Origin of the sequence: Sphingomonas phyllosphaerae (genome assembly GCF_029623345.1) — a bacterium.
Classification (GTDB): domain Bacteria; phylum Pseudomonadota; class Alphaproteobacteria; order Sphingomonadales; family Sphingomonadaceae; genus Sphingomonas; species Sphingomonas phyllosphaerae_C.
The window spans coordinates 40,189-53,753 of record NZ_JAPYKH010000009.1 but is presented as its reverse complement, the minus strand read 5'-3'; the positions used below and the strand labels follow the sequence as shown (position 1 = coordinate 53,753).

Below are 13,565 nucleotides of genomic sequence, written 5' to 3'. Positions count from 1 at the left end.
TTACGCAATCACGTCCGAGGCGTAATAATAAGGTGCAAAGGGTGATAGACCGACGCCTTGCTCATCATTGAAGTTTTTCAAGCGGAGCGCAGATGAGATGATGCATACAAATATAAGGATCGCAGCTACTAGCTTGTTACGTCGGAGATCGATGTGATTTCGGGACACCAGAATGGCAAAGACGAGATACGACATGAAAACGACTATGCTTTGAACACGTAGCCCCGCGTAATATACGCGCGAGACACCGAACGCGGTTAGCTGGAGAAGCGCAAGACCCAAGACCGGGACGGCGACTGAGCGCCAGCGATCGCCGCTCGCCAGCCCGATGGCGACAAGCATTAGAAACGTGACGAGGAGCGGGACGACCCCGGAAAGGCCGCCGGCGGCAGCCAGGTCGGCATTCTGCGCCGCCTTGTCGCCGAGGTAGCCGCCAAATTGATACAACATGCCAGCGCCGAGAAGCGCAATCGCCAGGAACGTCCGCGGGCGCACTTCGACCAGTGTCCACACGCCAACAGCCAATAGCACCGATGTGATCTGGATGGTGGCAGCACCAACCACACAAGCCAGGAATAGCCAACGACGGCCGGCAATGAGAGCAGCTGCACCAAAAGCTATGATTGAGAATGCCAGCCCATAACGAAGACCGTTCATCGTCATGTCAAAAAGGAAGAATGGCAGAACGAGTGACAGAAAGAGGACAGGTTCACGCTCCAGCATCAGCGCTGCCGCGAGGATCAGTAGAGCCGCGACGCTGCCGAGTATGACCAATATGTCAAAAGAATCTGCGAATACGTAAGACAGCACCTCCACAATGATCGCGAACCCAGGCTCGAACCCGCCCGCGAGGAAGCCCTGGTACCGGATGACATCGAACTGCTGGACGTAGAAGGCGCTGTCGACTCCCACCAGACCGCGCGCCGTGATCAGGTACATCATCGGCGCGAAAGCGATCACTGCTGCGGTTCGCGTTCGGCCCCACGCGAGACTCGCCCCGACGCAGACGAGGAGGATGAGGTAACAGACGATGTACGGCTTCATGCGATCGGCGCCCACGATAGGGCGGGGCCCTCGGCGATCAGCCGCTCGATGATCGTAGCGGCGGCGAACGCGTCCGTCGCGCCATCGACGCGCCGATCGCTGGTCACCTTCCTCGCCACCGACACGCGGCGACGCAACCGTCCCGCTGCCCAAGCCATTTCGGCCGCCACCCCCTGTGCTACTTGGCGCGCGGTCGAGACGCGCGAGGTCGCTTCACTATAGGCGCGCATTGCCGAGAGCGTCTGCTGACGATAGCGACGATGGTAGAGCAGACATTGCGCGTACAGGCGCCCCCAGCCCGCCTCCGTGACATCGCGCCCGTCGATGCGTTCCAGCGCACGTATCAGAGAGTAGGACCAGACCGTCGGGACGCTATAAAACTCCGGCACGAAGGGATGCCAGACTAGGTCCTTGAACGGGCGTATGTGATCATTGTCTCGCAAACCGCCGACGTGCTGACCCGCGGCGCTCTGCCCGGCCGTGCTCGCGCCCGATGCGCCCGGCACGATCGCGGGAAAATCGATGTCGACGGCGCGCCGCGCCTCAGCCGCGAGCAGCGCGGCCGAGTAAATGTCGGGGCTCACGCCGCCAAACAACGCCCCGTATCGAGCAACGACGCGCTCGATCAAGGCGCGGGAGACAATCCCGCAATATGCCCGCGGCATGTTGAAGACACCTCGACCCAGCTGAGCGCTGGCGAAATCGAGGGCGGCGGTCGGATCGAGGGGGCGAACACACCCGGAATAATGGCTCGCCCATACGGTGCCGGCATACGCTTCCGGCTGAGCGCGGTGTCGATAATCGGCCCAGTAGAACAGGATGGGAAAGCTGACCCGCGCCACCTCGACATTGTCCGCTGCCGCCTGCCGGACGATGTTCATGATCGCCGGAGTAACGAGGTCATCGTCGCCGATAAAGCAGACGAAATCACCCGTCGTGCGCGTCAGGGCGGCATTGAAATTCTCTACGACGCTGATGCCCGATCCCGGTCGAACAACTTTCAAGCGCCCACGCGAATCGTCGAAGCGCGTCTCAGCCCAGGCATTCGTCACGCTGGTATCAGATACGATCACCTCGACGTCGTCGATCATGTCCAGGATCACGCGTACGGTCTCGCGCGCATAGCGAAACCGTTCGTGTGTAGGTATGACAATCGACAGGAGTGGCATCAGCGATGAGCCAGTGCGTTCTGTACGTAGGGCAGTGTTAATAGCGTTTCTTTGATCTCCGCAATCGAGAGACGCTGTGTATTATGAGAGGTATAGTCATCCACAGAGTTTGCTTGCGGAGAGCCTTCGGAGATGAATACCTCATAGTTTAGATCGCGATTATCGGCTGGAACACGCCAATATCTGCCCATATCATCTGCCTTCGCCATCTCCTCGCGCGAGACGAGAGACTCGTACAATTTCTCACCATGGCGCGTGCCGATGACTCGGATCCTTTCCGGGACATCGAACAATTCACATAGAGCCGTAGCGAGATCGCCAATCGTACAGGCCGGCGCTTTCTGGATGAAGATGTCCCCCTGCGCACCATGTGTGAAGGCGTGCAACACGAGATCCACCGATTCCTCAAGCGACATAAGGAAACGCGTCATCGCAGGATCCGTGATGCCCAACTCCTCGCCCGCTTTGATCCGGTCGATGAACAATGGAATCACTGACCCTCGCGAAGCCATGACGTTGCCGTAGCGCGTCGCGCAGAGGACTGGATCCTGCGATCTCATCGTGCGTGAGCGCGCGACCATGACCTTTTCCGCCATCGCCTTGGAGATCCCCATCGCATTGATCGGGTAGACGGCTTTGTCGGTACTCAATAGCACCAAGCGTTGGACACCGTTCGCCAGGGCGGCCGTGATGACGTTCTCCGTCCCGATGACGTTCGTACGAACCGCCTCCATCGGGTAGAATTCGCACGAGGGCACCTGTTTGAGCGCGGCGGCATGAAAGACGTAATCGATGCCCCGCATCGCCAGGTTCACCGTTTCCGGGTTCCGGGTGTCGCCGATCACGAACCGCACCTTGTCGCTCCGCAGCGCGACTCGCATGTCCTCCTGCTTCTTCTCATCGCGCGAGAAGATCACGATCTGACCGACATCGGACGACAGAAAGCGGCGCAGCACCGTCTTGCCGAAGGATCCAGTCCCCCCGGTGATCATCAGGGTTCTGCCTTGAAACATTGTTACACCAAAATCCTAGGGTTGAGGCGTCTGAAGCCGCGTGGGTTCGGCCATGCCCCCGTTAGCGATGTCGCGACGAATGGCAAAGCGAGGAGCCAGCCACGGTTCGATTCGCCACGCGCGCCACCACAGCGCACCTGCGGCGACCACGTGGTATAATGCGTAGGTGATGCACACCGCCGCGATCGTTCCGTGCGTCGCCAGGAAGGCAGTGGCGGACAGTACAAGCACCGCGAGCAGGCTGGAGATGATGGCCATGGCGGCATAATCGCGCCGCGCGATCAGCACGATCACCGGCACCAGTCCCAACGCGCCGATCGATGCGCCGGGCACCAGCAGGGCGACGTAACGGATGACGGTCGCTTCCTGAGGGGCGCCCTGAAGCCAAAGCGGGACGAGGTACGGCGCCGCCACACCGAGGCATATACCGGGTAGGACGGCCAGCACCAAGATCGCCGCGGCCAGCCGAATGATCCAGCGGCGGGCGCTCTGCTCGTCGCGCAGGTCCAGCGCGGCTATGAGCCTGGGTTGCACGTACTGCGAGGCCGGGCTGGCGAGGAAGGTGATCGGCACCAACGAAAGCGTGGAAGCGAGAAAGTACGAGCCGGTGCTGACCGGAGACGCCAGCGCAGTCAGGAGAACCTTGTCCAGCTGCATCGTACACGCCCCCGCCATAGTGTAGATCATGACGGCGATACTCGTGGTCCCGATCGATCGCGCCGATACCGGCCGGGTCCGGTGTTCGGCGCGATGTCGCTTCATGAAGATCCAGCGCGAAAGGGCGAGCACCGCCGCCGCCCCGGCCACCTGTCCCACGACAAAGGCCTGCACTGTGCCAGCGAAAGCGATGACGAGCACCAGCGAGCAGCCGTGCCGGATCAGCAGACTGGTAAATTGCAGCAGGGTAGAAGAGACAAACTGCTGTCTTGCGACGAACCCGGTGACGATCAGGTTCTGCCAAACAATGAGGAGCAATGACACGCAGGTCAGCAGGGCGGTTGGGACCGAGACGGGCACGAGGCCAGCTGCCGACGCGCCGGCGACCAGCGCGGCGAGAGCGCAGTAGAGTTGCACGAGCGTGCGCTCGCTGCGCTCGAGGATGTGACGACGCACCATCGCATCCGTGAGGACCGGAAATTCGCGCGCGATGTTAATGGAAAGACCCAAGTCGACGATCACCGCCAGCGTTTGAAGCGCCAGGATCGTCGCGGCGAGGCCGAATTGCTCGGTGGGCATGCTGCGACTGAGCCAGGGGAGAACGACAAGGCCCAGCCCGGCAACGCCGACACGACCGCCGTATAGCACGGCGATGGGCGCCAGCCGCCGCACGGACCCACCAAGCTTCACTGTCGGACCCCGACCGCGTCCCCAAGGGCGGCCACGATCCGCTCGATCGCCGCCTCGTCCAGCCACCAGCCGCACGGGATCGCGAGCAGCTCTCGTTCAAGCGTCGCGGTACCCGGAAGGTCATCGTCGGTCCGATGGAAGGCAGTATAATGGTTGTTGGGATGATGCAGTTTCGAGCACGAGATCCCGTTAGCCTTGAGCGCCCGCATGACCCCGTCCCGTTCATCGAGCCTGATCAACCACGTCCAGTAAGCAGGCTCCGCACGATCGAGTGGGACGATGGGCGCGACGGCTAGGTTCCGAGTGGCCGATGTGAGTGCGGCGGCGTTGCGTCCCGACCGGGCGATGCGGAGGTCGACATCGGCGAGGCCTGCCACGGCGATCGTCGCATTCACGTTGTTGAGCGACGAGGAGGTGCCGATCTCGGACACATCGAGCGCGGCGTCGATCTCGCCGTCAGAGTCGCGGAAGCGCGCTACGTCGATCCCGAAACGACGGAGTCGTCGCGCGCGATCGGCATCGGACGCCCGTGCACACAGCAAGATGCCCCCGTCGATCGCGTTGATCTGCCGGTTCGCATAGAGCGAGAAGACGGCGAAATCGCCCACCGAGCCGATCGGCTTGCCGTCGATTACCGCACCAAAGGCATTGTTGGCGTCCTCGATGAGCGGCAGGTTCTGATCGTCGCAGAAAGCGCGAAGCTGCGCCAAGTCAGCCGGGTAGCCCGAAACGTGGTACACGACCACGGCTCGTGTACGGGACGTCACCCGCGCTTGAGCGTGTTCGATGTCGAACGTCGCTGTGACGGGATCGACATCGACCCACGACACGTTCGCGCCCGACATGGCGATCGCCGAGTTTGACGACATGCAATTGAAAGCCAGTGACAACACCTCGTCACCGGGCCGCACGCCCGCGAGTTGCAGCGCCATCATCAGGCCGTGCGTCATATCGCCGACGGCGACCGCGTGACGCTCGGGAAATCGCGCGGCGAACGCCTGTTCGAGTTGGGGCACGGCCGGCCCAGCGGCGAGTTGGCCGCGTCCAAACGGCTCCTGTAGCGCAGCGAGCACCTCGGCTGAGAGACGGCAGTCGAACAATGGAACCGGCGTCACGGCGCGACCTCTTTCACGACCGCGACGATCCTGTCGCGATCGGCATCGTCCACCCACCAGCCGCACGGCAGGTGGAGAAGGCGGTCGTAAAAGCGATCCACGCCCGGTAATGGGCCAGCGAAGGGCGCCAGAACGCTGTGACGATGGTTGGGGCGATGCAGCTTCGAGGCGGTGATCCCGGCTGCCACCAGCGCTGTCTCGACGGCAGCCGCATTGTCGCACAGCAGCGTGTAGAGCCAGTAGCTGGGCTCGGCACCGGCGGCGACAAGCGCGGGCTTGGCGCCGGCCGTCCCCGCGAAAGCGCGATCGAAGTAGCGCCCGTTATCGATATGTCGTGCGATCGCTTCACCGATCGTCGGCAGCTGTTGCCGAGCGATCGCGGCGGTGACGTTATTCATGTTATATTTGAAGCCCGGCGTGGTGATGTCGACGTCAGTCCGTGGCACCCCCTTTCGTAGCCCGAACCAGCGTAGCCGACGTGCCAAGTCGAGCTTGGAGGCGTCTCGCAGCGCGAGCACGCCGCCATCTACGCTCGTCATGTGTTTGATTGCCTGAAACGAGAAGATCGCGGCATCCCCGATGGTGCCGATCGGCGAACCGGCCGCGCGCGCCCCGAGGGCATGGGCGCAATCCTCGATCAAAGCGATACCGTGACGATCAGCGATCGCGCGGAGTGCCATTAGGTCGGCCGGGTAGCCCGCGTAATGGACAACGCAGATCGCCTTGGTGGCCGGTGTGATCGCGCGTCCGACCGCGGCCGGATCAAGGTTGCCCGTATCGGGGTCGACATCGGCGAACACCGGCCGTGCGCCGACCTGCAGGATCGTGGTGTTGGTCGGTTCCGCTGTCATCGCCGTGGTGATGACGTCGTCACCTGGCGCTACCCCGCAGACGAGAAACGCAACATGTAGCGCGCCGGTGCCGCTCGACATGGCGAGCGCGTGCTGCAAGCCGAACTGCTCGCCGAATTCGCGCTCGAAGCTATAGACCTCCTCTCCCTCGGCGATCATACCGCTATACAACACGCGCTCGAGTGCGGGCATCAGTTGTTCGGGCGGCGGCATTCGAACTTTGACGAGGGGGATCATCTCGGCATCCTCTATTGCGCGGCGACTTGGCCATGTGGGTAGAAGCGTGCCTTGTTGCCCGAAAGGTACTTGAGCACCCTTCCTTCGATGGGGCTAAAAGTCTTCACATATCGCTTTGTCTCAATACAGCATGACGTGCCGGGCAAGCCGGCCGAGAGATGCCGTTCGAAGCGATCGGACCCACGGTAAAAAGTTATCGTGCCGGAACCTTCCATTGCAACCGACAGCACGCCCTCGGCGGAATCGACAACGATCTCCGCACTGCTGGCGAACGGTGCCTCGAGAAGCCAGCGCTCCATCATCTCGAACTTCTCGTCCAACGCGACGTCGCGGTAGAAACGCACCCCCTCCTTCGGTTTCGCCGGTATCCCGGCCAGGACCGAGTTAGGCGCGCAGCTCTTGACGATATTGGAGCCGGCCAGTGCGACGGTCCTGCGCCCGATGCGCACGCCGGATCCGACCGTACAGGTGCCTACAAGCCAGACATCGGCTTCGATATGGCTCGGTGTCTCAGCGTATAAAGTACAGCCTTCGATCTGCTCACCGGCCGCGACATGCGTCCATATCTGGGAGAACATGCCGACGCGCACGCCGTTCTCGAGCGTCAGGCCGCCGGTGCCGTCGATCACCACATTCTGGCCGAACCAGCAGTGATCGCCGATCGTCACCCCTGCTTTGCAGAAAACCGTCGTGTCATTGTGCAGCGTCGACCAGTCACCGATGGTAACGACGCCGCCCTCGATCACCATTTTGACGTTGTCGCCCAGAGTGACATAATCCGCGATCTCGACCGCGCCGTTCCCGATGAAGATGATCCGCACGTTTTCACCGATCGAGCAGGATTTCCCGATGGTGATCTGTCCGCGATCGGATCCGACGATCTGAATTTCATTCATGTTTGCCTCACGATCTGACGATGCCGTTATTGACCGCTTCATCGCGCGCCGAACCCGGTCAGCATCGTGCGCGCCGTGCGCGCGACGATCAGCAGATCTATCCACGGCGAGAAATGTTTTATGTAGTAGAAGTCGTAATGAAGCTTGCTCTTCACCTCCTCCACCTCGGCGACATGGCCTTGGTTGACCTGCGCCCAGCCGGTGATCCCTGGTCGCACGATATGACGATAGGGGTAGAAGGGGATCTCGTTGGCGTACCAGCGCGACAGCACCTCCGCCTCGGGGCGCGGGCCGATCCAGCTCATCTCGCCTTTGATGACGTTGAGCAGTTGCGGCAGCTCGTCGAGGCGGCTGCGGCGCAGGACGGCGCCCGGCCGGGTCACGCGGAGATCGCCATTCTTGGTTTTGGCAGCGTCCAACATGTCCGCGTCTGGCGTCGAAGAGTCGGTCATCGTCCGGAACTTGAAGACGCGGAACGGTTTGCCCTGATAGCCGATCCGGACCTGGCGGAACAGGATGGGTCCGGGCGCGTCGAGCCGAATGACGATCGCGATCGCCGCGAAAAGAGGGGACAAGACGATCAACGCCACCAGGGCGCACAGGGCGTCGGCCGCGTGCTTCACGTTCATATAGGCGCGCAGGGGTGACAGCGTGCCAAAGTTGTTCTCGGAGAGTTGCTCTAGCTCTACCTTTCCAGTCAGCGATTCCAGAAGATGTTTTGAGTGGTAGACGGGCATATCGCTGAGCGCGAATTCGGCAAGCCGCCGCTCCCACTCGTCCGGGATATCGGCGCGGAGATCGACCGCGATCGCGTCGAGGTGCGACACGTCCTCGTTGGCGTCACGCAGCGTGTGCCACTCGATGCCTTTGACCTCAAGCGGCGGCACGTAGCGGCCTTCCGGAACTATGCCGATCCGGAGGCGCCGCCGACGTTCCCCAAGCAGGAATATGATGAAAAATAGACCGTTGTTCGTCAGAAAGCTCGTTGTTAGTAGAATACGACTATACTCTAGTCGTCCTAAGATAAAGGTCGCCAGCAGCGCGGCATAGGCGACTACAAAGCCCGGGACTATATAGGCGCTGGCTTCGACACCTGGATATTGGCTCACGCCCCTTATCAGAAACACTCCAACCGCAGTTGCAACGATGCAGCCCGCTATGGTGTCCAGAAGAAGCTGTGCGCTGTGTTGCAAATCAGGCGCGAATAGAACGACCAATCCATACTGGATCAGCATGGCCCCGGTCGCCAACGCAAGCTGCAAACTTCCTCGGTCCAGCAGGGAGTGCTTAACGACTGATTTGTCTTGCATGATCTGTGCGTACACTCACCGGGTGACATCGCGTGGAGACCCGACCGAGCGCGGGTGTTGATCGCCTTCAGCCGCCTATAATTCCGAACTGACCCGACGTAAATGGGGCCTCGTAGGCGGCCCGACCCGCCGGCGCTCCGCTGCGGTCCCGTTCGCCATTGCCATGGGGCCAAATGCGTTAGATGGAGGCGGCATGAGCCAGCGTTCTGCCACCGTCTTCTCCGCTCGACCGTCCGCCGCGTACGTCCTGCTGATGGCGCTGCTTCTGGTCCTGTGGATCGCGGGCGGCGCCTCCCGCGCCGACACCTACGGGCAGATTGTCGTGCGATTCGCCGCGTGGCTGGCGTTAGTGGCGGGCGTCATCACGGTGGAGCGCCCCGTCAGAAGCAGGTCACGCGCGGTCACCTGGCTGTTGGCCGCGGCGATCGGCGTGGCGGCGCTGCAACTCATCCCCCTTCCACCCATGGTGTGGCAGTCGTTGCCCGGGCGAGCCATGTTCGTGGACGCGGCCACGCTGAGTGGCCAGCCGCAGCCGTGGCGGCCCTGGACGATCGTGCCGGACGCGACTTGGAACGCTTTGTCGTCCCTGATCGTGCCGCTCACCGTTCTGCTGCTCGCGTCCAGGATCAGGCCGAGCGAGCGAGCGACCTTGCCTGGCGCGCTTCTGTTGCTGATCACGGCCTCGACGCTGCTCGGGCTGCTGCAATTCTCCGGCGGCAACCTCTCCAACCCACTCGTCAACGATACGCCCGGGGAGGTCAGCGCGACCTTCGCCAATCGCAACCATTTCGCGCTCTTTGTGGCGTTTGGATGTGCGGTGGCGCCGGTATGGGCTTTTCTCCACGGCCGACGGGCGGGATGGCGTGGGCCTGTCGCCCTCGGACTTCTGCCGCTGTTCGTGCTTATCATCCTTGCTAGCGGCTCGCGGGCAGGCATGATCGTCGGGCTCATCGGCTTGGCAGCGGGCCTGATCATCAGCTGGCGACCGCTCAAGAAAGAGTTCGGCCGATACCCGCGCTGGGTCCCCTTCGCTCTCGTGGCGACGTTGGCGATCACGATCGTGCTCCTCGTCGGCCTGAGTGTCGCCGCCGACCGCGCGGCGTCGATCAGCCGCACGCTCGCCGTTGATACCGGACAAGACATGCGTCAGCGCGCCCTGCCGACGGTGCTGCACATGATAGGGATCTATTTTCCCGCTGGTACGGGGCTCGGGACCTTTGATCCGATGTTCCGCATTCACGAGCCATTCAAACTCTTGAAGCTGACCTACTTTAATCATGTCCACAACGACTACCTTGAGATAGTGTTAGACGCCGGTATCGTCGGCCTGGTGGTGCTCGGCGCCGCTATCGGATGGTGGTTGTGGGCGACCTTCGTAGCATGGAGAGGGACGGACCGGCTGGCACGTTTGGGTTCCGCCATGTTGTTTCAGGTGCTGATCGCTAGCCTAGTTGACTATCCCGCGCGAACCCCCCTCATCATGGCCTCGATCATCGTCGCAGCCCTATGGCTGAGTGGCGACGGCGAGCGCGAGCGTCCAGCTTTACCCACCGACGAGAGCCGCCTATAGGGTCGCGGTCCTCCTATGCTGGCGTCGGGAACTCTGAGGTAAATGCGTACATTCTGCCTTGCTTTGTCGATGATGGCAGCCGGGCTGGCTGGCTGTGCCGGTCGGGAGGAGCTGCGATCCACGGAGCGCCTGGCGGTCGTGAAGGGCAGCACGATCCTACCGGCGCCCAATCGAGGTGATCTCACCGCTGGTGACCGTCCTTCGCTTGTCGGGCCTCTCGACACCGTTCAGATCGAGGTGTTCAACGTCCCCGATCTAAGCCGCGAGGTGCAGGTAGACGCAAGCGGGCGAATCTCCATGCCGCTCGCTGGGACCATCGATGCGAGAGGCAAGACCTCGGCCGAACTCGCTTCGGCGATCGAGGCCGCGCTGCGCGCCCGGTACGTTCGCGATCCTGAAGTAACGATCAACATCAAGAATTCGGTCAGTCAGGTGGTGACGATCGACGGCCAGGTCATCGAACCGGGTCTGTACCCGGTGACCAACCAGATGACGTTGATGCGTGCGATCGCGTCGGCGAAGGGCTTGGCGGAGTTCGCCAGGGAGGACGACGTGGTCATCCTTCGCACGGTCGATGGTCGTAAGATGGCGGGCTTGTATAACATCACCGCGATCAGGCAGGGTATGTACGACGACCCGGCGGTCTACGCCAACGACGTGATCGTGGTCGGCAACTCACCAGAGCGCCGGCTGTTCCGCGACTTCGTCTCGCTGGCACCGTTGCTGGCTGCCCCACTTGTCGCCATCCTGCAGTAGAGTTCCCCTTAACATGAACCTTATCGCATCGAACCTGCACAATCGCGGGGCGACCTCCACCTCGCCGGCTGTAAGTGCAGACTCGGGAACGATGCCCGTCATCCGGCAATATATGAGGATCGCGTTTCGTTGGCGCTTCGTCATCATAGGCGCGGTCGTCGCGTGTGTGTTGCTGGGCCTGATCGCTACGCTGCTCATGACGCCGAAATATACGGCGGTTGCAACGATCGAGATTTCACGAGAAGCGAACAAGGTAACTGACATTCAAGGCGTCGAGCGCGAGACAAGCGTTGCCGACCAGGAATTCTATCAGACTCAATATGGCTTGCTGAAGTCCCGATCTCTGTCGGAACGCGTTGCAACGCGGCTCCGCCTGGTAGACGATCCGAAGTTCTTCGAGATGTTCGGCTATTCCAGCGAGCACCCTGCATTCCAGCTAGCAAGCGGTCGCTTTCCTTCGACGGGACGGGACGTGCGGCTGCGCATCGCGGGCGAACTGTTGCTAAAAAATCTGTCGCTTGCGCCGACGCGACTGTCGCGCTTGGTCGACATCGGCTTTACCAGCCCCGATCCGCGCTTGTCGTCGAACGTCTCGAACGCTTGGGCGGAGAGCTTCATCCAGACCAATCTCGAGCGCAAGATCCAGGCTACATCCTACGGTCGCAACTTGTTGCAACAGCAACTCGCGCAGTTGAAGGAAAGGCTGGATACGTCTCAGCGGCAGCTTGTCGCCTACGCTTCCGCGCAGAAGATTATCAACTTGCCTGCACAAACGGCCGGCGACGGGAGAAGCACGGCCGAACGCTCGATCGTGGCGGATGATCTGTCGGCGCTCAACGCGGCGCTGGCGCAGGCAACCGCTGATCGGATCCAAGTAGAAGCGCGCTACAATCAGGCAGGTAGCGCCGGCGCTTCGACCGAAGCGCTGCGCAATCAGGCGATCAACAGTCTACGCGCCAGACGCGCCGAGCTGGCAGCTGACTATCAGCGGCTAATGGTCCAGTTCGAACCAGAATATCCGGCAGCGCGGGCGATCAAATCTCAGCTTGATCAACTCGACCGCTCGATCGCTCGTGAGGAAAGTCGCGTTTCTGGGTCGCTGCTCGCGGACTACCGGGAAGCGCAGCAGCGCGAGCGCGCGCTGGATGCCAAGGTCGCTTCTCTTAAAACGAACTACCTGGATCTGCGGCGGCGCAGCATTCAGTACAATATCTTTCAGCAGGAGGTCGATACCAACAGGGCGCTCTACGACGGCCTCCTTCAGCGATTCAAGGAAATCGGGGTCGCGGGCGGCGTCGGTGTTAACAACATCTCGGTCGTTGACCCGGCTGACATTCCCCAGAAGCCGTCTAGCCCCCGCTTGCTGCTGAATCTGGCGATATCGTTGCTGGCAGGGCTCATGCTCGGTGCAGGACTTGCCTTTGGGCTGGAGCAGATCGATGAAGCCATAGCGGATCCGGGGGAGGTCGAGCGGCGCCTCGGGCTTCCGTTGCTCGGACCCGTGCCGAAGGTGAAGGGTGTTACGCCGAAGGAGGCGTTGCTGGATCGGAAATCCGATTTGGTCGACGCATATCTGGCGGTGCAGACGAACCTCGCCTTTACGACGGAACATGGTGTTCCGCGCTCGTTCGCGGTCACATCAACTCGGCCGGCGGAAGGAAAGTCCACCACTGCGCTGGCCTTGGCCGCCACCCTGGCCCGAGGGGATCGCAAGGTCATATTGGTCGATGGCGATATGCGTTCGCCCTCGGTTCACCACCTCGGCGGGGTCCATCACGACCGCGGCCTGAGCAACTTCCTGACGGGGCAGGACGAGATCACATCTCTCACCTTCCGGATGGACGATCTGGGTATCACCGCCATGTCGGCTGGCCCGATCCCCCCCAACGCGGCTGAGCTACTCACCGGTAACCGCCTCGGGCTGCTGATTGAGCGTCTCCTGCAGCACTATGATCATGTCGTGATCGACTCACCACCGGTCATGGGTCTGGCAGACGCACCGCTTATCGCGAGCAAGGTCGAAGGGGTGATTTACGCGGTCGAGTCGCACGGCATTCGGTCGAGCATGGTGCGTACGGCGCTCGGCCGGCTCGCGAGCGCGAACGCGCGTGTATTCGGCGGCGTATTGACCAAGTTCGAAGCGAAACGCGCGCATTACGGATATGGTTACGAGTACGGCTACGGTTATGGTCGCGAGAGGACGGAGCGCGCGTAATGGCGGCTCGCAGGCCCCGGACGCGTCGGTCCGGCATCGAGT

The 13,565-nt window shown here is 61.9% G+C and carries 11 protein-coding genes; 3 read left to right on the top strand and 8 right to left on the bottom strand.

What is annotated here, in order from left to right:
* The 8 genes from QBJ89_RS10645 to QBJ89_RS10610 are packed head-to-tail and all read right to left on the bottom strand — an operon-like array spanning window position 1 to window position 8,997.
* The gene (locus QBJ89_RS10645) at window positions 1-1,044 is read right to left on the bottom strand and encodes an EpsG family protein (RefSeq protein ID WP_277980491.1); all 1,044 of its coding nucleotides are present in this window, start codon (window positions 1,042-1,044) and stop codon (window positions 1-3) included.
* Window positions 1,041-2,213 (bottom strand): glycosyltransferase family 2 protein, encoded by a 1,173-nt coding sequence (locus tag QBJ89_RS10640; RefSeq protein WP_277980490.1) that lies wholly within the window; start codon window positions 2,211-2,213, stop codon window positions 1,041-1,043. The genes QBJ89_RS10645 and QBJ89_RS10640 overlap by 4 nt, the downstream gene beginning before the upstream one ends.
* On the bottom strand, window positions 2,213-3,205 hold the full coding sequence (locus QBJ89_RS10635; protein ID WP_277980489.1) for a polysaccharide biosynthesis protein: 993 nt from the start codon (window positions 3,203-3,205) through the stop codon (window positions 2,213-2,215). Before QBJ89_RS10635 ends, QBJ89_RS10640 begins: the two co-directional genes overlap by 1 nt.
* Window positions 3,206-3,241: 36 nt before the next feature.
* Entirely contained in the window at window positions 3,242-4,555 is a 1,314-nt protein-coding gene (locus QBJ89_RS10630) for a lipopolysaccharide biosynthesis protein (RefSeq protein ID WP_277980488.1), read from the bottom strand.
* Window positions 4,556-4,569: 14 nt separating this feature from the next.
* Window positions 4,570-5,688 carry a DegT/DnrJ/EryC1/StrS family aminotransferase gene (locus QBJ89_RS10625; protein WP_277980487.1) on the bottom strand — a complete coding sequence of 373 codons (1,119 nt, stop codon included), beginning with the start codon at window positions 5,686-5,688 and terminating at the stop codon, window positions 4,570-4,572.
* Window positions 5,685-6,776, bottom strand: a complete 1,092-nt coding sequence (locus QBJ89_RS10620) for a DegT/DnrJ/EryC1/StrS family aminotransferase (RefSeq protein ID WP_277980486.1) — start codon at window positions 6,774-6,776, stop codon at window positions 5,685-5,687. Before QBJ89_RS10620 ends, QBJ89_RS10625 begins: the two co-directional genes overlap by 4 nt.
* Window positions 6,777-6,787: 11 nt before the next feature.
* On the bottom strand, window positions 6,788-7,672 hold the full coding sequence (locus QBJ89_RS10615) for a hypothetical protein (protein WP_277980485.1): 885 nt from the start codon (window positions 7,670-7,672) through the stop codon (window positions 6,788-6,790).
* A gap of 38 nt (window positions 7,673-7,710) precedes the next feature.
* Window positions 7,711-8,997 carry a sugar transferase gene (locus QBJ89_RS10610; RefSeq protein WP_277980484.1) on the bottom strand — a complete coding sequence of 429 codons (1,287 nt, stop codon included), beginning with the start codon at window positions 8,995-8,997 and terminating at the stop codon, window positions 7,711-7,713.
* A 178-nt stretch (window positions 8,998-9,175) separates the two neighbouring features.
* On the opposite strand from QBJ89_RS10610, the gene QBJ89_RS10605 reads away from it, so the two are divergent.
* Genes QBJ89_RS10605 through QBJ89_RS10595 form a run of 3 tightly spaced genes read left to right on the top strand, consistent with a single transcriptional unit; the run spans window position 9,176 to window position 13,523 of the window.
* Window positions 9,176-10,552, top strand: coding sequence for an O-antigen ligase family protein (locus QBJ89_RS10605; RefSeq protein WP_277980483.1), 1,377 nt, complete (start codon window positions 9,176-9,178; stop codon window positions 10,550-10,552).
* 42 nt (window positions 10,553-10,594) lie between these two features.
* Complete coding sequence (locus QBJ89_RS10600; protein WP_277980482.1) at window positions 10,595-11,308, top strand: polysaccharide biosynthesis/export family protein; 714 nt, start codon at window positions 10,595-10,597, stop codon at window positions 11,306-11,308.
* A 13-nt stretch (window positions 11,309-11,321) separates the two neighbouring features.
* A complete protein-coding gene (locus tag QBJ89_RS10595) occupies window positions 11,322-13,523 on the top strand; it encodes a GumC family protein (protein ID WP_277980481.1) in 2,202 nt (733 codons plus the stop codon).
* Window positions 13,524-13,565: the final 42 nt, after the last annotated feature.

Bases quoted from the DNA above. Each gene is read 5' to 3' on its own strand.
- QBJ89_RS10645 (WP_277980491.1), bottom strand. From the start codon at position 1,044: ATGAAGCCGTACATCGTCTGTTACCTCATCCTCCTCGTCTGCGTCGGG.
- QBJ89_RS10640 (WP_277980490.1), bottom strand. From the start codon at position 2,213: ATGCCACTCCTGTCGATTGTCATACCTACACACGAACGGTTTCGCTAT.
- QBJ89_RS10615 (WP_277980485.1), bottom strand. From the start codon at position 7,672: ATGAATGAAATTCAGATCGTCGGATCCGATCGCGGACAGATCACCATC.
- QBJ89_RS10595 (WP_277980481.1), top strand. From the start codon at position 11,322: ATGAACCTTATCGCATCGAACCTGCACAATCGCGGGGCGACCTCCACC.
- QBJ89_RS10605 (WP_277980483.1), top strand. From the start codon at position 9,176: ATGAGCCAGCGTTCTGCCACCGTCTTCTCCGCTCGACCGTCCGCCGCG.
- QBJ89_RS10600 (WP_277980482.1), top strand. From the start codon at position 10,595: ATGCGTACATTCTGCCTTGCTTTGTCGATGATGGCAGCCGGGCTGGCT.
- QBJ89_RS10635 (WP_277980489.1), bottom strand. From the start codon at position 3,205: ATGATCACCGGGGGGACTGGATCCTTCGGCAAGACGGTGCTGCGCCGC.
- QBJ89_RS10620 (WP_277980486.1), bottom strand. From the start codon at position 6,776: ATGATCCCCCTCGTCAAAGTTCGAATGCCGCCGCCCGAACAACTGATG.